Origin of the sequence: Cohaesibacter marisflavi (assembly GCF_900115225.1) — a bacterium.
In the GTDB taxonomy this organism is placed as follows: domain Bacteria; phylum Pseudomonadota; class Alphaproteobacteria; order Rhizobiales; family Cohaesibacteraceae; genus Cohaesibacter; species Cohaesibacter marisflavi.
In genome coordinates, this window is the sequence record NZ_FOVR01000006.1 from 180,931 (window position 1) to 203,299 (window position 22,369).

Annotated in this window: 21 protein-coding genes; 15 read left to right on the forward strand and 6 right to left on the reverse strand. The window is 54.6% G+C overall.

What is annotated here, in order from left to right:
• Positions 1-34: 34 nt before the first annotated feature.
• Positions 35-1,306 (reverse strand): NAD(P)/FAD-dependent oxidoreductase, encoded by a 1,272-nt coding sequence (locus BM258_RS13275; RefSeq protein WP_090073032.1) that lies wholly within the window; start codon positions 1,304-1,306, stop codon positions 35-37.
• Positions 1,307-1,542: 236 nt separating this feature from the next.
• On the opposite strand from BM258_RS13275, the gene uvrB reads away from it, so the two are divergent.
• Positions 1,543-4,233 carry an excinuclease ABC subunit UvrB gene (uvrB, locus tag BM258_RS13280; RefSeq protein WP_090073034.1) on the forward strand — a complete coding sequence of 897 codons (2,691 nt, stop codon included), beginning with the start codon at positions 1,543-1,545 and terminating at the stop codon, positions 4,231-4,233.
• Positions 4,234-4,330: 97 nt separating this feature from the next.
• On the opposite strand, the gene BM258_RS13285 is transcribed toward uvrB, so the two are convergent.
• On the reverse strand, positions 4,331-5,659 hold the full coding sequence (locus tag BM258_RS13285) for an anaerobic C4-dicarboxylate transporter (protein ID WP_090073035.1): 1,329 nt from the start codon (positions 5,657-5,659) through the stop codon (positions 4,331-4,333).
• A gap of 422 nt (positions 5,660-6,081) precedes the next feature.
• Here BM258_RS13285 and BM258_RS13290 point away from each other — a divergent pair, with 422 nt between their 5' ends.
• Entirely contained in the window at positions 6,082-6,450 is a 369-nt protein-coding gene (locus tag BM258_RS13290; RefSeq protein ID WP_407062723.1) for a septal ring lytic transglycosylase RlpA family protein, read from the forward strand.
• 77 nt (positions 6,451-6,527) lie between these two features.
• On the opposite strand, the gene BM258_RS13295 is transcribed toward BM258_RS13290, so the two are convergent.
• The 3 genes from BM258_RS13295 to BM258_RS13305 form a co-directional block, all read right to left on the reverse strand.
• Positions 6,528-7,532 carry a DUF1402 family protein gene (locus BM258_RS13295; RefSeq protein WP_407062726.1) on the reverse strand — a complete coding sequence of 335 codons (1,005 nt, stop codon included), beginning with the start codon at positions 7,530-7,532 and terminating at the stop codon, positions 6,528-6,530.
• A gap of 136 nt (positions 7,533-7,668) precedes the next feature.
• Positions 7,669-7,908 (reverse strand): DUF2164 domain-containing protein, encoded by a 240-nt coding sequence (locus BM258_RS13300; protein WP_090073038.1) that lies wholly within the window; start codon positions 7,906-7,908, stop codon positions 7,669-7,671.
• 60 nt (positions 7,909-7,968) lie between these two features.
• Entirely contained in the window at positions 7,969-8,604 is a 636-nt protein-coding gene (locus BM258_RS13305) for an MBL fold metallo-hydrolase (protein WP_090073040.1), read from the reverse strand.
• A 260-nt stretch (positions 8,605-8,864) separates the two neighbouring features.
• Between BM258_RS13305 and BM258_RS13310 the strand changes: the two genes are divergently transcribed.
• The 10 genes from BM258_RS13310 (at position 8,865) to BM258_RS13355 (ending at position 18,049) form a co-directional block, all read left to right on the forward strand.
• Positions 8,865-9,560, forward strand: a complete 696-nt coding sequence (locus BM258_RS13310; protein WP_090073042.1) for a hypothetical protein — start codon at positions 8,865-8,867, stop codon at positions 9,558-9,560.
• A gap of 148 nt (positions 9,561-9,708) precedes the next feature.
• Complete coding sequence (locus tag BM258_RS13315) at positions 9,709-10,563, forward strand: 23S rRNA (adenine(2030)-N(6))-methyltransferase RlmJ (protein ID WP_090073044.1); 855 nt, start codon at positions 9,709-9,711, stop codon at positions 10,561-10,563.
• 68 nt (positions 10,564-10,631) lie between these two features.
• Positions 10,632-11,315, forward strand: a complete 684-nt coding sequence (locus BM258_RS13320; RefSeq protein ID WP_175528063.1) for a ribonuclease T2 family protein — start codon at positions 10,632-10,634, stop codon at positions 11,313-11,315.
• Between the two features lie 261 nt (positions 11,316-11,576).
• Positions 11,577-11,975: a hypothetical protein gene (locus tag BM258_RS13325; RefSeq protein WP_090073048.1), complete on the forward strand. Its 399-nt coding sequence runs from the start codon at positions 11,577-11,579 to the stop codon at positions 11,973-11,975.
• A gap of 433 nt (positions 11,976-12,408) precedes the next feature.
• Positions 12,409-13,323 carry a calcium/sodium antiporter gene (locus tag BM258_RS13330; RefSeq protein WP_210186744.1) on the forward strand — a complete coding sequence of 305 codons (915 nt, stop codon included), beginning with the start codon at positions 12,409-12,411 and terminating at the stop codon, positions 13,321-13,323.
• 108 nt (positions 13,324-13,431) lie between these two features.
• Complete coding sequence (gene uvrC, locus BM258_RS13335; protein ID WP_090073052.1) at positions 13,432-15,429, forward strand: excinuclease ABC subunit UvrC; 1,998 nt, start codon at positions 13,432-13,434, stop codon at positions 15,427-15,429.
• Positions 15,430-15,538: 109 nt separating this feature from the next.
• Entirely contained in the window at positions 15,539-16,114 is a 576-nt protein-coding gene (gene pgsA, locus BM258_RS13340; protein ID WP_090073053.1) for a CDP-diacylglycerol--glycerol-3-phosphate 3-phosphatidyltransferase, read from the forward strand.
• A gap of 89 nt (positions 16,115-16,203) precedes the next feature.
• A complete protein-coding gene (moaD, locus tag BM258_RS13345) occupies positions 16,204-16,455 on the forward strand; it encodes a molybdopterin converting factor subunit 1 (RefSeq protein WP_090073055.1) in 252 nt (83 codons plus the stop codon).
• Between the two features lie 101 nt (positions 16,456-16,556).
• The gene (locus BM258_RS13350) at positions 16,557-17,030 is read left to right on the forward strand and encodes a molybdenum cofactor biosynthesis protein MoaE (RefSeq protein WP_210186750.1); all 474 of its coding nucleotides are present in this window, start codon (positions 16,557-16,559) and stop codon (positions 17,028-17,030) included.
• Between the two features lie 233 nt (positions 17,031-17,263).
• Positions 17,264-18,049 (forward strand): SH3 domain-containing protein, encoded by a 786-nt coding sequence (locus tag BM258_RS13355; protein WP_244544697.1) that lies wholly within the window; start codon positions 17,264-17,266, stop codon positions 18,047-18,049.
• A 227-nt stretch (positions 18,050-18,276) separates the two neighbouring features.
• Here the strand turns inward: BM258_RS13355 and BM258_RS13360 are convergent, their stop codons facing one another.
• Positions 18,277-19,167 (reverse strand): branched-chain amino acid aminotransferase, encoded by an 891-nt coding sequence (locus BM258_RS13360; protein WP_090073056.1) that lies wholly within the window; start codon positions 19,165-19,167, stop codon positions 18,277-18,279.
• A gap of 353 nt (positions 19,168-19,520) precedes the next feature.
• On the opposite strand from BM258_RS13360, the gene BM258_RS13365 reads away from it, so the two are divergent.
• The 3 genes from BM258_RS13365 to BM258_RS13375 are packed head-to-tail and all read left to right on the forward strand — an operon-like array spanning position 19,521 to position 22,307.
• Positions 19,521-20,075 carry a MarR family winged helix-turn-helix transcriptional regulator gene (locus tag BM258_RS13365; protein ID WP_090073058.1) on the forward strand — a complete coding sequence of 185 codons (555 nt, stop codon included), beginning with the start codon at positions 19,521-19,523 and terminating at the stop codon, positions 20,073-20,075.
• Between the two features lie 13 nt (positions 20,076-20,088).
• The gene (locus BM258_RS13370; RefSeq protein WP_090073060.1) at positions 20,089-20,790 is read left to right on the forward strand and encodes a response regulator; all 702 of its coding nucleotides are present in this window, start codon (positions 20,089-20,091) and stop codon (positions 20,788-20,790) included.
• A gap of 53 nt (positions 20,791-20,843) precedes the next feature.
• Entirely contained in the window at positions 20,844-22,307 is a 1,464-nt protein-coding gene (locus tag BM258_RS13375) for an ATP-binding protein (RefSeq protein WP_175528064.1), read from the forward strand.
• Positions 22,308-22,369: the final 62 nt, after the last annotated feature.

The window sequence follows — 22,369 nt, forward strand, 5'->3', positions numbered from 1 at the left end:
TGCCTTCCACACGGGAAACCAGGAGGTTGGTTACTCAGTTCTTGATCTTGGCGATGTCCAGCAGACTCAAAACGGCCTTTTCATAATATGGCTCGGTCTCGCCCTTACGGATTTTGCGCAGGAAATATTTCTCAAAGGCGATCTTGGCCAGATGCACCCATTTACCCTGCCCTGAATAGTTGGTGTTGCGCGGCGGAATCTGCGGCATGGCCACAAAGGCCAGCCCTGAATCGCCAAAGTCGGCAAGACAGATCGCGTTCCAGGTCGCTTCATGGGTCGGCTCTTTATCCGCCAGAATTTCACCCAGATTCTTGGCCGATGCCGTGACCATAGATTCGATCATGTAACCGGTTTTCGGCACACCCACCGGCACCGGGGTCGCCTCATAAGGCGGAATGGCGATGCAAACGCCGATGCCGAAAATATTGGGATATTTCGGATTGCGCTGATGTTTGTCGACAATGACAAAGCCGCGCGGATTGACCAGCCCTTCGATACCTCGCAGCGCTGGAATACCGCGGAAAGCTGGCAGCATCATGGAATGCTTGAAGGGCAACTCATGCTTTTTCTTCTCGTTCCCGTCAGCGTCAACCTCGGTGACATACATCATGCCTTCTTCGATCTTGTCGACCTTGGCATTGGTGATCCATTTCACGGTCCGGTCGCGCATGGCCGATTCCAGCATGCCCTTGGTGTCACCCACGCCGCCAAGGCCCAGGTGGCCCACATAAGGCTCCGAGGTCACAAAAGTCATGGGCACCTTGTCACGGATTTTGCGCTTGCGCAGATCGGTGTCGAAAATCATGGCTGTTTCATAGGCGGGGCCATAGCAGGATGCCCCCTGCACGGCACCCACCACAATCGGGCCAGGATCAGCACAGAAGGCTTCCCATTTCTCATGCCCTGCGGTCGCGTGGTCAACATCGCAAACAGAAATGGTGTTGCCCTCTGGGCCCAAGCCCTCGATCTCGTCAAAGGCAAGCTCAGGACCCGTTGCGATCACCAGATAATCATAGGAAACCGATGAGCCATCTTCCAGACCGACAGTGTTATTCTCAGGATCAAGGCTCGTGGCGGCGGAGCAGATGAAGTCCACCTTATTCTTTGGCAAAACCGTTGCCAGATCGAGTGTGATGTCCTTCTTCTTGCGCCATCCCACGGCGACCCATGGATTGGATGGTGTGAACTGGAAAAACGGCTTGTTTGAAATCACGGTCACCTTACCAGCCTTCGACAGTTGCTGGCGGATCTCATAAGCTGCTGAAAGGCCGCCCAGGCCTCCTCCCAAAACCACTACATGCGTCATATTCTCTCCCTTTCAGCACCCTTCCCCCCGGAATGAGGCGCTCCTCGCAATCAATTGCATCCCTTTTATTTTAGTTATTTCGAATATTAGGACTATTTAATACAAAGAGAAATAATCAATTCGGCTGATGTGCTTTGGAGGGACAAAAGGGCCATCGGAAAAATTTTGCCAAGCCCCCTTCATATTCTCGCTTTGTTCCCTTACATTGTGCTTAAACAGCTCCGAGAGGTAAGCACATGGCGTCCAAGAAACAGGAAGAGGCTGATAAGCAAAGTGGGTTGGGCGAAGCGCCTCAAGCCTCCTTTGAAGGAGCCCCGCTTTCTGACTCGATTGCAGACTGGGCTGACGAAATCGCTCAGGCCGCCAATCTGGATGCCAAGCCCAAACCAGCACCGAAGCCTAAGAGCGCCAGCAAAAAGCCCGCTGCCAAGCGCAGCAAGAAAGCTGACGACCAGAAGGCCTCCGCCCGAGACCGCGCTGCCGGCGGGCTGAATCCGGTTGCCGGTCTAGACATCTCGCTCGAGAAAGCTGAAGAGCTGGAACGTGTCACCAAGGAGCGCAAGAAGGCCCAGAAGAAAAAGGGCAAGAATGACGACCGCTCGGGCGTCACAGAGACCGTGCGCGCGCTGGAATCCCTCATCGAGCATGGCCGACCGGAATTCATGGATTCTGAACCATGGCGCCCTCACCGTCCGGATCGTCCGGAAAAATCGGAAGGCGGCGTTTCCTTCGAGTTGAAAACCGAATATGAACCGGCGGGCGACCAGCCAACTGCAATTGCCGATCTGCTGGAAGGCATCGGTGATGGCGAAGCAACGCAGGTTTTGCTCGGCGTTACCGGTTCGGGCAAGACCTTCACCATGGCGCAGGTGATCGCCCAGACCAACCGCCCTGCTCTGATCCTTGCGCCCAACAAGACCCTTGCAGCCCAGCTCTATGGAGAGTTCAAGAGCTTCTTCCCCAACAACGCGGTGGAATATTTCGTTTCCTACTACGATTATTACCAGCCGGAAGCCTATGTGCCGCGCACCGACACCTTCATCGAGAAAGAAAGCACGGTCAACGAACAGATCGACCGTATGCGCCACTCGGCGACCCGCGCCGTGCTCGAGCGCGACGACGTGATCATCATCGCCTCGGTCTCCTGTATCTACGGTATCGGCTCGGTGGAAACCTACACCGAAATGAGCTTCAAGATCGAGACCGGCGACGAGATCGACCAGAGCCAGCTGATGGCCGATCTGGTGGCGCTGCAATATAAGCGCAACGACATGGATTTCCATCGCGGCTCATTCCGGGTGAATGGCGATGTGGTCGAGATTTTCCCGGCCCACTATGAAGACCGTGCCTGGCGCATTTCCTTCTTCGGTGACGAGGTTGAGGAAATCAAGGAATTCGACCCGCTGACCGGTCAGAAAATGGGCGAGCTTGAGATGATCAAGCTCTACGCCAACTCGCACTATGTGACCCCGCGCCCGACGCTTAATCAGGCGATCAAGAGCATCAAAAAGGAGCTCAACGAGCGCCTTGCCGAGCTGGAAGCCCATGGCCGCCTACTAGAAGCCCAGCGTCTTGAGCAGCGCACCCGCTTTGATCTGGAAATGATGGAAGCAACCGGCGCCTGTCAGGGCATCGAGAACTATTCACGCTATCTCACAGGCCGCCTGCCCGGAGAGCCACCGCCAACCCTGTTTGAATATCTGCCCGACAACGCGCTCATCTTTGTCGATGAGAGCCACGTGACCATCGGCCAGCTCGGCGCCATGTATCGCGGCGACTTCCGCCGCAAGGCAACGCTGGCCGAATATGGCTTCCGCCTGCCAAGCTGCATGGACAACCGTCCCTTGCGCTTTGAGGAATGGGACGCCATGCGTCCACAGACTGTGGCGGTTTCCGCAACGCCGGGCAACTGGGAAATGGAAGAAGCCGGTGGCGTCTTTGCCGAACAGGTCATTCGCCCCACCGGCCTGACCGATCCGATCATCGAAATCCGCCCCGCAAAGACGCAGGTTGACGATCTGCTCGGCGAGGTCAAGGAAAAGGCGGCGCAGGGCTACCGAACGTTGGTGACGACCCTCACAAAGCGCATGGCTGAGGATCTTACCGAATATCTGCATGAGCAGGGCGTGCGCGTGCGCTACATGCATTCCGACGTCGACACCATCGAGCGCATCGAAATCATTCGCGATTTGCGCCTTGGGGCCTTCGACGTGCTCGTGGGCATCAACCTGCTGCGCGAGGGTCTCGACATTCCCGAATGTGCCCTCGTCGCTATTCTGGACGCCGACAAGGAAGGCTTCCTCAGATCGGAAACCTCGCTCATCCAGACCATCGGCCGTGCCGCTCGTAACGCCGACGGCAAAGTCATTCTCTATGCGGACAAGATGACCGGGTCCATGGACCGCGCCATCTCCGAGACCAATCGCCGTCGTGAAAAGCAGCTTGCCTACAACGAAGAGCATGGCATCACGCCGCAGACGGTCAAGAAGAATATCGGCGACATTCTCGGATCGGTCTATGAAAGCGATCATGTCACCGTCGACAAAGGCCTGGCCGAAGAAACAGAGGCTGGCATCGGGCACAATCTGGAAGCCCATATCGAGGATCTGGAAAGCCGCATGAAGGACGCCGCTGCCAACCTCGAATTCGAGGAAGCCGCTCGTTTGCGAGACGAAGTCAAGCGCCTGCGCGAAACCGAGCTGGCCATTGCCGATGACCCATTGGCTCGCCAGTCGGCAGTCGACGGGAAGACCGGTGGCTATCGCGGCGAACGCAAATATGGCACCTCGGCGAATATGCCGAAATCAGGCTCCAGCAAAGGAAGCCGTATCCAGCAGCCCGATCTGGACGATATGGGCCCAGGCACAGACATGCCCCGTCCCAAAGGCGCCAGCAAGGCTCCGCGCCCCAAGCGCCCAAAGAGCTGACCCGTAATCGGCAGATAAATAGTCAAAAGAAAAGGCCCCGCTTCACTCTGAAAGCGGGGCCTTTCTCATTCATCGCGTCACCCAAACGAGGCGTCCATCAGCCAATCACAATCTCGGCCAGCAGGAAGCCAACGACCGAACCGGTAACCACGGCAATCAAGCCAACTGCCATGAAGGAGTGGTTGAAGTACCATTTTCCGATCTTCGTTGTACCGGACACATCGAAGTTGACGGTGGCAATGTCGGATGGATAGTTCGGGATGAAGAAATAGCCATAAACTGCAGGCATCAACCCGATCAGCAGCGCAGGCTCCAAGCCTAGCCCCAGACCAACCGGCAACATCATGCGCGCCGTCACGGCCTGAGAGTTCACCACAACAGACACGATGAACAGCGCCAGTGCGAAGGTCCACGGATATTGGGTCACCATATCAACGATACCAGCCTGGAACTGCGGCATGGCATATTTGAAATAGGTGTCCGACATCCAAGCAATACCGAAAATGGCAATCGCGGCAACCATGCCCGACTTGAACACGACCCCGTCAGGCACCGTGCGCGGATGCGTCTTTGTGGCCAACATGATGATACCGCCAAAGCACAGCATCATCATCTGGATGACAACGGACATGCTGATCGGCTTCTCAGCTCCGGCGACAGTTCTCACCTCGGGCACCATGGCGATGAAGACAATCGTCAGAATGGCGAGGACAAACAGAAGCACGGCGTTGCGTGCGGAAGTTGGCAGAGCCTCGTTGAGAGAGGTCGCCGTGGTAGATTTGATCCGTTCCGCCCACGCTGGATCCTGCAGACGTCGCTGATATTCCGGATCTTCATTCAGTTCCTTGCCGCGACGCATGCTATAAAGCGCCATGGCAAGCGTCCCGCACAAGGTGGCTGGAACGGTAACCATCAGAATGGAAAGCAGCGTGATATCAGGATTGATATCTGACAACTGTGCCAGGTAATAGACGACCGCAGCAGAGATCGGCGAGGCTGTAATACCAACCTGAGAAGCAACCGACGCGGCTGCCATGGGGCGTTCCGGGCGGATACCATTTTTCAGAGCTACGTCACCGATAATCGGCATGATGGAATAAACCGCATGGCCCGTGCCCAACATGAAGGTCATGGTGTAGGTTACAAACGGAGCGATCAGCGTAACGCGCTTCGGGTTAGAGCGAAGCATGCGCTCGGCGACCTGCAGCATGTATTTCAAGCCACCGGCGGCTTCCAGGATAGAGGCACAGGTCACCACTGCCAGGATGATCAACATGACGGTGATGGGTGGAGACGTTGGCGGCATCTGAAAGATGAAGACTTCGATGACCAGGCCAATGCCGGACACCACGCCCAGACCGATCCCGCCAAAACGGGAGCCGATATAGAGCATGACCAGCAAAAACAGGAATTCAAGATAAAGCATCTGACGGGGTCCTTTCGGCGGCCAAATCAGGCATAGATTTCGCTGGCGATCCGCTATAAACGACTAACTTGCAACCATGCCAGCGCGTGAGACAAATGAGAATCTCAAGCGATCTCTGCAATTTTCATTTCATGTTTGCGTCGCATTAAGCGGAGATACGAGAATTTTACCAGCCGGTCTTTTACGTACATAGAAAGACTATCCACGATTATCATACGCATCGTCATTTTTTACAAGACATACGCTGAATAATGTAGCAAATCTGCAACAGTTCCGCCTTTTTCTGCTCTCAGGGCGTCCAAATCACGCATCGATTGAAAATGGCCATGTTTCGATCACACTCCCGCCCATAAGACAGATGACAAGGAGCCTCAAACGCGAGACCGACCAAGCGCAACAAACAAAGAGTGAGAAAATCAAGCGTGAACAAGATTGCATCAACCGGCATAGGCCTTATCGCGGCCACCCTGTTCCTTATGGTATTGCAGGATGTAAGCCACGCTGCAGACAAGAGCCACTGCGGGACGGCATCCTGGTATCAATTAACGACGAGAACAGCATCGGGCGAAATGGCCAACCCCACCAAGATGACGGCGGCCCATCGTTCTATTCGGTTTGGCCAGAAAATCGAAGTGACAAATATGCGCAATGGCAAAAAGGTCATTGTTCGGGTCAATGACCGCGGCCCCTTTATCAAGGGGCGCATTTTGGATGTCAGCCGTCAGGCGGCCAAGCGTCTGGGCTTCAAGAATGCCGGTACCACTAAGGTCTGCATCCGGAACGCATCATAAGGCGCCCCAAGTAATGCCACCATGGCTGGCTTCCACTAGATTGTATTTTGAAAAACAGATCCGAGCGAACGAGCAGGCTACTGACGCGCATTCGCCTGCTTGATGCGCTTCTTAGCCCCCCCGGCTTCGTCGACCAGAGCCACCAGCTCTTCTGCCTTGTCGTTGACGAGCCAGCCGTAATAATTCTCTTGGGGCCAGACTGTGCGACCGGATTTCTTCCGTTTCTCGCGCAGTTCACGAGCATGGATATCGGAATCACCGATATTGTAGAGTGTCGCCGTAATTCCAGGATTTTGCGAAATATCGACACCTGCGATGCTGCGGTAATCATCGATGGCCTTGCGGATCATCGCGGCCATAAAGGCCAGAGAAATATCCGGTTTCATGATCGCATTGTAGACCCCGGCAGCATTGTCGGCATCCAGCTTGCGAATACCAGACTTCTGATGCACCAGATCGGAAAGTTTGAGCGCCGTTAGCGGGCTGATCTGCCCCAGGCCGAAGGTCTGGCCAGCATAAATGGGCTGGAAGAACACCTTGCTGAAACGATCTCTCGGGAAGGTCTTCCCGTCCACTTTCTTGCCCTGAAAGTCCTTTTTCCAGACCGCCTGACGGCAGGACCAGAGTGAGTAAGAATCCTTGTGTTCGTCACAGGCTTCGAACTGTGGCCGCTTGAGGAAGGTCTCGATATCTTCGCCATCATAGGCGAATTTCAAATCCATGCCTGAATAGATGGCAGCCTTTGTGTAATAGGTCTGAAGATAGTCGAAAACATTGATATTGTAGGTGTGCTCACCAACAATCGCACCAATCATATGGATCGGATCGATGGAATAGACATCAGCTGCATCCTTGATTTTGGCAAGGAGCTTTTTGTCCTTCTGCAAAAGGGCATGAACCTTGTCGTATTTTTTCTCAAACGACAATTTCTGCGCCTTGGTGCGCAAATGGGATCCATTGGGGATCTTGGGCTGAACCTTCTGGCGGTTTCCCGAGGGCACCACCTGTACAGATTTGGCAAGAGCCTGCTGATCAGACAGCACAAATGCTCCAGCCAGAAATGCAAAACACACAGCCAATATGAATTTCATTTCAATGCCCAACTTTCAATGGAATCAAATCTCACCCGATTGGATTGCAACCTATCAGCAATTCGCCCATTTACGTAGTGCATTTATGCAACAGACAGCCAAGAAGCGACCATAAAACCGCCTGTTTCTACCCTTTTTCAAGACTGTAGAGGTCGTCGTTATAACTATCCATATGCTTTTGCAGCAGCGCTTGCGCATCCAGCAAGCCCTTGTTGTAAAAGATCGGCCCTAGATGGGTTGCAAGATGATCAAGGAAAAATTCGGCTTCAAACCGCCCGAGATCCAGATCGAGTTCATCACGCAGATAGTCTTGAAGGATTCCGACAAGACGCGCCTTGTCTTCCTTCGAAAAAGAAATCTCACTCATCCCTGCCTCCCGGAACGCGAAAGCACGCCCCCAGCTTGGAAGGCGTGCTCCAGAAAAGTCTCAAAGTCCCTTGAGGAATGGGTTATTCACTCGTTCGTCACCAATGGTGGAATGGTTCCCATGTCCGCAGATAAAGGCAACATCATCGCCTAGAGGCAGGATCTTGTCGCGGATGGACGCCAGAAGCGTTTCGTGATTGCCCCCCGGCAGATCCGTACGGCCGATAGAGCCATTGAACAGGACGTCTCCCATGATCGCAAAACGGGCTTCCTCATTGTAGAAAACCACATGCCCCGGCGCGTGCCCCGGACAATGCAGAACGGCAAAAGGCATACCGGCAATATCAACCGTATCCCCTTCCGTGAGCCAACGATCCGGCTCGCATGGCTTGGCCGCAGGCACACCGAACTGCAGAGCCTGATCAGCCACCCGCTCGATCAGTTCCCTGTCAGCCTCATGTGGGCCTTCAACATCGACATCCAGAGCGTCACGCAATTCTGCCGCGCCACCGATATGGTCGATATGCCCATGGGTAATCAGAATGCGCTCGACGGTTATCTTTTCATGGTCGAGCACTTGCAGGATTTTTTCCACGTCCCCACCCGGATCGATGACCACGCCTTTTCCGCTTTCCTCATCCCAGATAATCGTACAATTCTGCTGGAATGATGTTACGGGAATGATTGCAACTTTCATGTGACCAATCCTGTCTGTTCGGGGCCTGTCTCTTCGGGAAAAAATGCTCAAAAACAATTTGAGAGGTGATTGTTTCATGCATAAAGCACTTGGCTGCAAAAGCAACCGTGAATAAGCTGTCCAAAACTGGCAGCAGCAAGACTAAACTGGAGTAAAGTGGCAACATCGCGACGAGTTGAACAAATATCAAACAGCAGCAATTGGCCAATCATGGCGAGTCAGTTATTCTTTTGGCGTCACCCTCCTCAGGAGAAAGCGAAATGAGATCCGGACAGAAAATCCTTGTTAAAGCAATCGCTAATGGCATGGGCTTGTGGCTGCAAACGGTTCACGGCTTTTTCCTGCTGGCTTGTCTGGCAAGCCTCCTTTTCGCTGCAACCGTCACAGAAGGCAAGGCGCAAGAGATCCCGCAGCGCATTCTGGATAACCACCGCGCCACCATGGGCTGCTGGCTGGCAGAATTTGATGATGAAGAGCTGGCAGACAAGGCACTGATCATCCGCCTAGGGGTGCAGACATTCTATGGATTGGTCTGTGCCAGCAACCTCTATGGCGATAGCTACCGGCTTTATCAGGTGGAAGATGGCCGGGCGGAATGGGCCAATTTGGTGACCTTCCCGCAGCTCGACACGAAATTGGGCTGGTATGCGTCAACCGAGCTACAAAAACCCACATGGGACGAGAAGAAAAAGCTGCTCCGCTCCGAGTTTCCCAAACAGGGCAGCACCAGCTCCTGCCGCCAATATAGCATCTATTCCTGGCAGAAAGGCCGCTTTTACATCGCCCAGATCGGCCTCTCCGGAGATTGCGAAGAGAAGGATAATGACAAAGATCTGATCATTTATCCCTTCGTTGACGAAGTTGAGCAGGGCGAAGCATCCGGCATAGTAACCCAAGAGGGTGCATCAGAAAAAAGTACGGGTGAAAAGGGCAAAGACGCCAAAGAGCAAAAATAACGCCCCTTGTCTCCCTTTCTGATGCTCATCAACCATCCGATAAACCAAAGAGAGTGCAAACTGCGCCCTGCCTGCAAGCATAGTTTGACAGGCGGCCTCTGGTAGGTCATAGCAGCGGAACCCATTACTCAACCCGATTGCCATCCAGATGAACTATCGCCATATCTATCACGCGGGCAATTTTGCCGATTGCCTCAAACATATCATTCTCACGCGCATCCTTGCCTATCTGCAAAAGAAGGATAAAGCCTGCTTTGTGCTCGATACCCATGCAGGCATCGGGGAATATGATATGTCCAGTGAAGAAGCCCAGAAGACGGGCGAATGGCAGGAGGGCATCGCGCGCCTACGAGGAACAGACAAGCGCTTCCCTCCGCTTGTTTCAGAGTGCCTGTCTGACTATCTGCGCATCATTGACGAGCTCAACCCGGATGGGGAGATGGCGCTGTATCCCGGCTCCCCCCGTCTCATCGAACAGATGCTGCGGCCTGTCGACAGGGCCACATTCATCGAAAAGCATCCCCAGGATGCCGAAACGCTGGCCATCACCATGGGTCGCAACCGACAGATCCATGTACGCGAAGATGACGGTTGGGTAGCCTTGCGCGCCGACTTGCCCCCCAAGGAGCGCCGCGGCATGGTGCTGGTCGATCCGCCTTTTGAGGAGCCAGACGAATATATCCGCATGGTTGACGCATTTCTCAAGGGCTATCGGCGCTGGTCCACCGGCATCTATTGCCTTTGGTATCCCATCAAGGCGCGACGAGACGTGGATGACGCAGCACAAATGCTGGCAGAGTCCGGCGTGGACAATATCCTGCGCGCCGAAATGATCGTTCATAAGCTCGACACAGCAAAGCGGTTGAATGGGACGGGGCTGTTCATCATCAACCCGCCCTACACATTGCATGACGAACTAAAGGCATTGTTGCCCGTGCTTGCCGACATATTCGGACAAACCGCGCATCGCTCAACCCTTGAATGGATTGCGCCACCCAAATAAAGCGCCCGTTAGCGCGCCAATCATGGCCAGCCCGAGCCCCCCAAGTCACCCATTAGATGAGGCCCAACATGAAACAAAGGTCCGCCCCTTTCCTTCCGCTCATGGCATGCCTCATTTTCTTGGCGGGCCTGGTAAGCTTCGCGGGCTCATCCCGCCCAGCGCTGGCCGATGAGGCCGGTGACTTCGACTATTACATCCTGACCCTTTCGTGGTCTCCCACCTATTGCGCCGATCAGGCAAAGCGCAATCGCGATCAGCTTCAATGCTTCTCCGAGCGGTCCTACGGCTTTGTCATACATGGTCTCTGGCCTCAATATGAGAAAGGCTATCCGGATCGGTGCCCAACCCGCTTTCGCGATCCATCTGACAAGCTGGTCTCCCAAATGCTCAAATTCTCGCCCAGCGAAAGCCTCATCCATCATGAATGGGACAAACACGGCACATGCAGCGGCCTCAATGCGCTCGACTATTTCCGCCTTGCCGTCAAAAGCTTCAAGAAGCTCAATCGACCTGAGCAGTATAAGGATCTGGCCCGCCCTCTCCTGATGACGGCAAGTCAGATCGAGCAAAGCTTTTACAACGCCAACCCAGATCTGCCCAAAGATAGCCTCTTTATTACCTGCGGTCGGCAGAAGCTGCGGGAGGTGCGCGTCTGTCTGGATAAGGCGGGCGAGCCAAGGCGCTGCAGCGCTTCTGCTCTCAAGGGACAATGCCGCTCGAAAGACAAGCTGCGTATTCTGGCGGTGCGCTAACCGCGCAACTTGGGGACTTTCCCCAATTTCACGTCAATAGTCGCCAGCAATCTGCCTCGAAGCAGACCCCAGTCCCTTTCCAGCTTGACGGATCGGCAGGAAACAGGAACAGTATTTGTGTTAACCAAATATTTGAGCCTGATTTCATGTCCAGGGTCATCATCTGGAGCGTCTGTTCCAGCGACCAAATGAAGTCTGCATTTCACTTTTCAGTTACCCGCCGCCATGCGCCGGGCCCCTCAGTCAATAGGAGCTGACAGCATGAAACACCATTTCTTTTCTTTGGCGGGCGCCTTGCTGCTCTCGGCCTTTACCGGGGCTGCCTCTGCCGCTGTTCTGCCAGAATGTGACAGTTCGAGCATTCTCTCCCGCGTGGACAGCAAACTTGCCATCGCCGAATCCAATGTCATCCAGTCGGGCGATCCGATCATCACTCTGGATCATGTCCGTCACGCCAAAACGCAAGATCTGTCCGAGCCATATTTCCCGCGCCGCTTTTGTCAGGCAACCGGCTATACCCAGCAGGGCAACAAGAAGACCATCTATTATCTGATTGAAGCCAAAGCCGGGTTTGCTGGTTATAGCTACAATGTGGAAGCGTGCATACTGGGGCGAGACCCATGGCGCGTCTATGGGGCCTATTGCCGCTCTCTGCGCTAGGAGCCTCGCGCCCTATAACGAGACTATTGATACACCGGTTCAGAAATGGATCGGTGTTTTTTTTGCACGAAAAAGAGGTATCGCTCCAACCGCTCACGCAAAGCGCGCACCTGACAGCGAAACAGCTCCGCTTACGAGCCCATTTCAGCGCTTTAATCCATTTCCGACAGACATTCTTGCGCAAGCGTGCTCTTAACCATGTCCGGAACGGGGTGAGTTGCACAAAAACGAATAAAAACAATTCATTACATTCGAAAGACTTTAAAAAACTCTCCAAAAATAATTATACATCAAGCCTTTAAATGTCCCTTGCATCTTCTTATATACTGCGGATAACTACTGCTTTGCAGAAAAAAGAGCTGCCAAATACAAAATAAAAACGGATCCAGTCCAACTCATGATGATGTACCTGTACCTCGTTGGAGGCCTCGTCTTGCTCCTAGTTGCAGGCGACCTACTTGTTCGTGGAGCAATCACGCTCGCAACACGTCTCAGCATCCCCCCACTCATCATCGGTCTGACTATCGTTTCATTTGGCACCTCCGCCCCCGAACTGATCATTTCGCTCGACGCAGCCTTTAAAGGCCTTGGCGGCATTTCCATTGGCAATGTCGTTGGCTCCAACATCACGAATATCCTGCTTGTTCTGGGCCTTCCCGCCCTGATCCGCCCGACCCAGTGTTCGGAAAGCGGCACGCGATCCAGCACGGTTTTCATGATCGCGATTTCCGTCGTTTTCTCTGCCCTCTGCCTGCAAGGGGTGCTCGATGTTACATCGGGTATCGTACTGCTCTCCCTTTTGATCTTCTTTCTCAGTTGGACCGTCTGGACATCGCGCAAGCAGCGCGGCGAACCCTGCGATCTGGTGGATGATGACCTGCTCGAAGAAGCCCCTTCCAATTTGGGTGTGGCCATTGCCTTCATCATCATCGGTTTGATCGGCTTGCCTCTGGGCGGCCATCTGACCATTGAAGGCTCTTCGACCATCGCCCGCACCTGGGGCGTATCAGAAGCGGTTATCGGCCTGACGGTGGTTGCTCTGGGCACGTCACTGCCCGAGTTGGCCACGACGCTTGTCGCCGCGATCCGCAATCAGGGTGCCATGGCCTTTGGTAACGTGATTGGCTCGAACATCTTCAATATTTTGGCCATCATGGGCCTGACCGCGACCATCATCCCCGTGTCCGTCCCCGAACGGGTCATCGGGCAGGATCTGCTCTTCATGCTCGCAACAGCGCTGCTCATGCTGCTCTTCACAGTCTTCAAGATGGAGCTGACCAGAGCACGGGGCATTCTCATGGTTCTGCTCTATGTTGCCTATGTGACGCTTGCCTTTGTTGTCAACTGACAACGCTTGCACGAAGCGTCGGAATCGAGCCGGGTGGAATTGACTTTCCGCTCCGAGTCATAGCCTGTAGACTGCCAGATCAGAATCTATGGCAACCCATCAGAGACCATGAGCGAAGAGACAAAGACACCCCAGACTGACGCAGAAGAAGGGATGCCCCCATCCCCTGAAGCAGAGGATAAGAGCGAGGAGCAACAGGCTCGCCCGAAGAACGGCTTTGAGGTGATCGGCGATTTTGTGCGCCGCTTGCCAAACAGCCCCGGCGTTTATCGCATGCTCAACGCCAATGGCGATGTGCTCTATGTCGGCAAAGCGAAGAATCTCAAAAAGCGCGTCACTAACTATTCCCGCCACGGCAACCAGACAAACCGCATCTTGCGGATGATCCAGCTGACAGCCAGCATGGAATTTGTGACCACGGCAACCGAAACCGAAGCCCTGTTGCTGGAAGCAAACCTTATCAAGCGCCTCCGTCCGCGTTTCAACGTGTTGCTGCGCGATGACAAGAGCTTCCCCTATATTCTGATCGGTGAAGATCACGAAGCCCCACAAATCGCCAAACATCGTGGCGCTCGCAAGCGCAAGGCAAAATATTACGGCCCCTTTGCTTCGGCTGGCGCGGTGAATGACACGATCAACGCCCTACAAAAAGCCTTCCTTTTGCGCACCTGCACAGATTCGGTATATGAAAGCCGCACCCGCCCCTGCCTGCTGCATCAAATCAAGCGGTGCGCAGCACCCTGCACCGGCGAAATCTCGATTGAAGACTATGCTGCCCTCGTCAAGGAGGCCCATCTGTTCCTGACGGGCAAGAGCCAGACCGTGCGCAAGGAAATGTCCGACCGTATGCAGCAAGCCGCCGAAGAACTGGATTTCGAGCGCGCCGCGATCTATCGCGATCGTCTGGCAGCCCTTAGCCACATCCAGTCCCATCAGGGCATCAACCCGCAAAATACCGAAGAAGCCGACATCTTTGCCTGCTATCAGGATGGCGGCCAGACCTGCATTCAGGTCTTCTTCTTCCGCACCGGTCAGAACTGGGGCAACCGCGCCTACTTCCCCAAGGCGGACAAGACGCAGGACGAAGCCGAAGTGCTGGGCGCTTTCGTTGCCCAGTTCTACGACAACAAGCCCTGCCCGCGCCTCGTGCTCCTCTCTCACACCATTGAGGAACAGGACCTGATCGCCGAAGCTCTGACCAGCAAATCAGAACAGAAAATTTCCGTTATGGTGCCCCAGCGTGGTGAGAAGAAAGAACTCGTCGACCACGCCCTTTCCAACGCAAGGGAAGCGCTGGGACGACGCCTTGCGGAGACCTCAAGTCAAACCCGTTTGCTGGATGGTGTTGCAGAAGTCTTTGGGCTGGCAAACCGGCCCAACCGCATCGAGGTTTACGATAACAGTCACATTCAGGGCACCAATGCCGTGGGCGGCATGATCGTGGCGGGGCCGGAAGGCTTCATGAAGAACCAATATCGCAAATTCAACATCAAATCGCAGGACATCACCCCGGGCGATGACTTCGGCATGATGCGCGAGGTGCTCCAACGCCGTTTTTCACGCCTGCTCAAGGAAAATGGCAAGCGCCCCTCAGCCAGCGAGGCTGCTGAAGCGCTGGACGAGGAAAAGAACGGTCATGTGCCTGACCCGGCCTGGCCAGACCTTCTTCTCATCGATGGCGGTCTGGGGCAGCTCAACGCCGTGCGCGAGATCCTCGCTGACCTCGGAGTCCACGACCTACCCCTTGTCGGCGTCGCCAAGGGTCCAGATCGCGATGCGGGTCGCGAGCATTTCTTTGTTCCCGGCAAAGAGAGTTTCATGCTTCCTTTGCGCGATCCGGTGCTCTATTTCATCCAGCGCCTGCGCGATGAAGCCCACCGCTTTGCCATCGGCACCCACAGGGCGCGTCGCTCCAAGGCCATATCGCAAACCGGCCTTGAGGATATCCCGGGTATTGGGCCTGCACGCAAACGCGCCTTGCTGCATCATTTCGGCACAGCCAAGGCCGTACGCAGCGCAGCCCTCTCAGACCTTCTCGCCGTAGATGGCATATCTGAACAGATGGCCAGAAATATTCACGCCTATTTTCATGAAGATGCCACCTGATTGCGGATCAAGTGTTTAGCCGCATTGACGAGAACGCACTGGACGTGCTTTGAAAGAGGCGAGATACTATCATCCAGTTCAGTCCAGTCCGAGAAGGGAGCTGCCCGCCATGACCGGCTCAAAAACCTTCAACATACCAAACATTCTGACCATCGCCCGTATTCTAGCGGTTCCGGCGATCGTCTTTTGCATGCTTTGGCCAACCCATGATTGGGCCCGCTGGACCGCCTTGGGCCTGTTCAGCGCCGCCGCCATAACTGATTTTCTCGATGGCTATTTGGCCAGACGTTGGAATCTCCAGTCCGCCCTTGGCCGAATGCTGGATCCGATTGCCGACAAGCTGCTGGTTTCCGTCAGCATCCTCATGTTGACCAATGATCACACCCTTGCCGGATGGCAAATCTGGGCAGGCGTCATCATTCTATGCCGCGAAATTCTCGTCTCGGGCCTGCGCGAATTTCTCGCAGGGCTGCAAGTCAGTGTTCCCGTCACCAAGCTGGCCAAGTGGAAAACAACCGCCCAGCTCATTGCCATCGGCTTTTTGCTCGCCGGTCCGGCAGGAGACAAGGTGTTGTTTTTTGTATCGGATCTGGGTTTGGTTCTGCTTTGGATTTCCGCGCTTCTGACCCTTTATACCGGCTACGATTATTTCCGCGCAGGCATGCAGTATCTGCTTGAAGACTGATTCCAAGCACGCGAAACAGGCGACCGCCACACTTCTGGCGTGTTTTTCCCGTTCTATGTAATGGACCAATTACATCAGGAGACCGGACTATGAAACTTGTTTATTTTGCCTGGTTGCGCGAACATATCGGCATTGACGAAGAGCAGGTTGATCTGCCCGCAACGATCGATACCGTTGGAGACTTACTCATCTGGCAGAAAGGTCGCGGCGATGGCTATGCCATCGCCTTTTCAGAGCCAGAGACCGTCAGGGTCGCTTTGGACCAGTTCCATGCCGAACAGGACGATCCGGTGGACAGAGTGGAGGAAATTGCCTTTTTCCCGCCCATGACCGGAGGTTAAATGGCCGCTGTTCAATCCGCCCGACAATACTATATGGGGAAGCTGAGAAACGGCCAAACCGGCTTTCATTGACCGACCGGCAGCAGCAATCGCCAGCCAATATGGACTCTCATATGAGCGTTACCCTACAGCCTGATGATTTCGATATTTCCAGTGAACTTGACGCCCTCATTGGCGGCCGCACATCTGTCGGCGCAGCAGTGACCTTCACCGGGCTCGTGCGGGACATGGTCAAGGATCAGCGGATCTCGGCCATGACGCTGGAGCATTATCCGGCCATGGCACAAGCTGAGCTGGAACGCATCGAGGCCGAGGCCCATGCCAAATGGCCAGATTTGACAGACAGCCGCATCATCCATCGATTCGGCACGCTCGAACCGGGCGACCGTATTGTGCTTGTCATCACCCTTTCCTCCCACCGGCAAGTGGCGTTTGAGGCGGCAGAATTCATTATGGATTTCCTCAAGACCCGCGCCCCCTTCTGGAAAAAGGAAAGCCTCGCAGATGGCCAAAGCGACTGGGTAAAAGCCAGCCTCAAGGATGACGAAGCTCTGGACCGCTGGAAAGAGCAATAGCGGTAAAACCACGGCTGAGTGGATGTTTCGAGCCACCCGACAACTTGCCTTAGTTTGTCCAATATTTTTCCGCAAAGTCACTAGAGGTTGATGTTTACAGCCCTGCACACCCTTGGCCTTCCGACATGTAGGCCGCAAGCATATCCATGCAGCAATAGCGGAACAATCAGGGTGCCCCGCGTGTTTGTTAGATATCGGCAGACACAACGAAATAATATTTTAGGAGTGAAACCTTGAGACAATTGTTCTTCAAGTGCATAGCGATTGGCGCCGCATTTTTCATGCCAGCCCTCGCGCAGGCAGCAGAGGGCTTTGCGACAGCAAACGTCAACATGCGCGCTGGCCCCAGCACAAACTTCCCCGTAATCACGGTCATTCCTGACGGCCGGTCAGTCGAAATTCACGGCTGCCTGAGCGATAGACCATGGTGCGATGTGAGCTTCTTTGGTAACAGAGGTTGGGTATCCGGCCATTATGTTCAGGCGAGTTATCGCAGCAGACGCGTGCGAGTCGAGCCAGACTATTACCGCTCCCTCGGCATTCCCTCCGTGGTCTTCAGCATCGGAACCTACTGGAACAATCACTATAGAAACCGCTCATTCTATCGCGATCGGGATAGATGGAGCCGCGGAGAGCGGGGCCATTATGAACGGAAGCCGGATGTACGCCCACATAGGCCGGATGTTCGCCCGCACGACTGGAACAAACCGACTGCGCGCCCGTTCAACCGTAACAATAAGCCACCCCGGGTAGTCTCTCCGCGTCTCGAGAGAGGTCAACCAACGGCTGGCACCAGACGCCCGGACGCAAGAAACAACAAACCGGACATCGAGCGCAAGCGGCCAACAGACAGAAACTTGCGGCCTAACTTAGAACGCAAGCGACCAATAGACCGTAACAGTCGCGCAGCTCCAACCCACAACCGCCCCAAGGCAGGACAGAACAGACCATCCGGACAAAAACCCGGCGTCAAACGCCGCATTGAATGCCGCCCGGGAGATCCTCGCTGCAAGCAGTGAACCACGGAGATAGGCAACATAGATCGGCTATACCCGCACACTGGCATAGCCGATCTTTGACAAGAACGCCTGTCAAAAATCCCCCCCCCTTTGAAACCAAGTTGAACGTCTGAGCAGATCCGCAAGTTGGCTTTCAAGAGCAGCAGTCCTCCCCCAGACAAAAGCGCCGCCCAACGAATTGGACGGCGCTTTCTACTTCAGGAAGGGATGATTGCTTATTTCTTTAACTATTCTGCAGCAACAGCCTTTGGCGTTACTTCGTCGTTATAATCGTGGATCAGGCGCTCGGTAACAGCGCCCGGAGTAAAGGTATACTGGCTGATGGACGCAACGGGTGTGATCTCAGCTGCCGTGCCGGTCAGGAAGCATTCTTCCATGTCGGCCATTTCTTCAGGAAGGATTTTGCGTTCCTGAACCTCAATGCCGCGGCGTTTAGCCAGATCGATAACCGTCTGGCGGGTGATGCCATCAAGGAAGCTGTCCGGACGAGGCGTATGGATAACACCGTCTTTGATGAAGAAGACGTTCGCGCCGGTAGCTTCTGCAACATACCCTTCATGATCGAGCATGATGGCGTCGGTGAAGCCCTTGTCGTTGGCAGCATGCTTGGACAGGGTGCAGATCATGTAAAGACCCGCAGCCTTTGCCTTGCATGGAATGGTGCGCGGATCCGGACGACGCCAGTCGGCGATCATCAGATGCAGGCCCTTCATGCGCTCTTCGAGAGAGAAGTAGGAAGGCCAGTCCCAAGCAGCAACAGCAACATGAATCTTGCAGTCATGCGCGCCGATACCCATGGATTCAGCACCGCGCCATGCAACCGGACGCAGATAGCCGTCGGTGAGATTGTTCTGAATCAGAACATCTTTCTGAACCTCCATCAGCTCTTCGCAGCTGTATGGCAGGTCGAAACCAAGCGCTTTGGCCGAAGCAATCAGGCGTTCGGTATGCTCTTTGAGCTTGAAAATCTCGCCGCCATAGGCGCGCACACCTTCAAACACGGTGGAACCATAATGCAGGCCATGGGTAAGAACGTGTACTTTCGCGTCTTTCCAGTCTACATATTCACCGTTATACCAGATTCTACCTTCGCGCTGATCAAATGCTAAATCGGCCATCGTTTCACTCCTGACAATTCCGTCGGTTCTTCGCCGATGGATATTTTTGAACCGGAAAATGAGCCTTGTTGATACAATTCACTCAAACCGATCCAATTCCATTTATTCCGTAGCAAGATTGAAATGATATGTTTTTTCGTCGATATTTGTTCAATCATTACCCGGATGTTGATCAATGTGTAACAAATGAAACAAATTAAGTCAACATTACTGACATATATTGCCCTTCCAGACACAGGGAGTGACAAAATGGTTTTGACCGGATATTCAATGAAGTTAGAAGATTTTTCCTACTTGAGCCACGAGAGACGAACTGTTGATCGCCTGCAATTCGTAACAAGAGAAAAAATAAAATGACCGAGAAAAAGGTGGACAGCGACGAGGTCATCACGCATCCCATGTCGGAAGATGATGGCATCTCCTTCGAAATGATCGAATTGCTCTTCTTTGCCTACCGCGATTTCGTGGCCGATCCGGACACCATGCTTGCGACATTGTCCTATGGACGAGCGCACCATCGGGTGCTGCATTTTGTCAATCGCAGGCCGGGTATTACGGTGGCTGCCCTGCTGGATATTCTCAAGATCACCAAGCAGAGTCTGGCCCGCGTGCTCAAGCAGCTGATTGAAGACGACTATATCGCCCAACAGCCCGGCGAAACCGATCGGCGCCAGAGACGCCTCTTCCCCACGGTAAAAGGACGCGAACTGGCGTTGGAAATCTCCAAATGTCAGGCGCGCCGCATAGAAGAAGCCTTGCAAACCTTGCCGCCAGAGACCAAGAAAGCAAGCAAAGCCTTTCTTTACGCCATGATTGAGCCGCAAGGGCGCCCTACGGTGCGAAGCCTCAATCACGGATTGGAAGCATTGACTGTGTTCGAGCCGGACGATTCCAGCCGAAGAAAATGAGAGACAAGACCTGATGCCAAGTGACGCCAAATCTCTGCCGGACAATGCGCAGCATTTGCTGGTCATCGATGACGACAGCCGCATTCGCACATTGCTCCATCGCTATCTGACCAACAATGGCTTCCGCGTAACCACGGCACAGAATGCGCAGGAAGCCCGCAAGACGATTTCCGGCCTGACCTTCGACATGCTGATCCTCGATGTCATGATGCCTGGCGAAAGCGGCATGGAGCTGGCGGCAGACTTGTGCAAATCCAATCCTGTGCCGATCCTCATGCTGACAGCCCGCGCCGAAGCGGAAAGCCGCATTCAGGGGTTGGAAATCGGCGTGGCGGATTATCTCTCCAAGCCCTTCGAGCCGCGCGAGCTGCTGTTGCGTATTCGCAATATTCTCAAACGCAACGTCAGCCAACCCCAAAGCCCGATTGACGAGGTGACCTTTGGTCCCTTCTGCTTCAAGCTGGAACGACAGGAGCTGCTCTGCGGCGAAGACGTCATTCGCCTCACGGACAGGGAGCGTGAACTGCTCTGCCTGTTTGCCTCTCAACCGGGGGCAACAGTCACCCGCTTGGCACTTGCCGGAGAAGACGGAACGGGAGAACGCACCGTTGATGTACAGATTAACCGCCTGCGCCGCAAGATCGAGCCGGATCCTTCCAACCCGATCTATTTGCAAACCATCCGGGGCATTGGCTATCGTCTATTGACTGATTAATGGCAGGTAGTCGCCTTCCCTTCACGGCAGCACCATTCAGGGGTCTGTAAAGCATGACCAAAGGGCATATCAAGAAAGAGACCGGCAGTGAGAAGACCGCCGCTGAGAAAGCGCATGAGGAGGCTTTAAAGCCCCTTTGGCTTCGTGTGCTGCACCAGTCCATTCTGCCTCTGCAATTGCTCTACAAAGGCTACCGCAAGGGCGCTCGCCTGCTCGCGCGAGCCATGCCCAAGGGCCTGTTTGCCCGCTCCCTCATCATCATCGTTGCACCGATGGTCATCCTGCAGTCTGTCCTTGCCTTTGTCTTCATGGAGCGTCACTGGCAGACGGTGACAGACCGTCTTTCCACTGCGGTGACGCAGGATATTGCTGCCATCATCGCCATTCTGGAAACCTATCCGCAGGACGACGACTATAGTCAGGTCATCAAGATCGCGCAGGACAGGCTTAGCCTCAACATCTCCATTCTGCCCGACGGACCGCTGCCCCCGCCCGGCCCGAAACCCTTCTTCAACCTGCTTGATCATGCCCTGTCGCGTCACATAACGGCCCAGATCGGCAAGCCCTTCTGGATTGATACGGTCGGCCGCTCCAACATTGTCGAAATCCGCATCAAGCTGGATAACAAAGTGCTGCGTGTATTTGCACGCCGCTCACAGGCCTACGCCTCCAACTCCCATATCTTCCTGGTCTGGATGGCGGGCACGTCTCTGGTGCTGCTGGTTGTTGCCATTCTCTTCCTGCGTAACCAGATCCGCCCTATCCAACGCCTCGCAGGCGCGGCAGAACGGTTCGGCAAGGGGCAGGAAGCGCTTAATTTCCGCCCCTCAGGTGCGCGAGAAGTGCGGCAAGCCGCTCACGCTTTCCTGGAAATGAAACGCCGTATCGAGCGACAGATAGAACAGAGAACGGTCATGCTGGCAGGGGTCAGTCACGATCTGCGTACGATCCTCACGCGCTTCAAACTGCAGCTCGCGATTCTGGAAGAAAGCCCCGAAACGTCCGAGATGCAGCGCGACGTGGATGAAATGCAAATGATGCTGGAGGATTATCTGGCCTTTGCACGGGGGACGTCTTCGGAAAAGGCCGAAGTGATCGACATCCCGCAATTGTTGACCGAGCTTCAGTTCGATGTCCAACGGTCGGGCCATGAATTGGCCATCGAGCATACCGGAGGGGAAAGCATCGAGGTACGCCCGCAGACCATCAAACGATGCCTGCATAACCTGTTGAGCAATGCCACACGCTATGCAGAAACTGTTGAATTGTCATCGGAGCGGTTGGGCAATTGGTGGCTGATCAATATCGACGACGATGGTCCGGGCATTCCGGAAGACGAGCTGGAAAGTGTCTTCCGGCCCTTCTATAGGCTTGATACCGCGCGCAACCAGAACACGCCCAACACCGGCCTTGGGTTGGCGATTGCCCGGGATATTGCCCGCGCCCATGGCGGAGATCTCAGACTGAGCCGCAGTGCACTCGGTGGACTAAGAGCAACCCTGCGCCTGCCATCCTGATCGTTTTCGTAGCAGGAACAATTTGGAAGCGAGACATTGCGAGGTGGACATTCGCCCTCCAC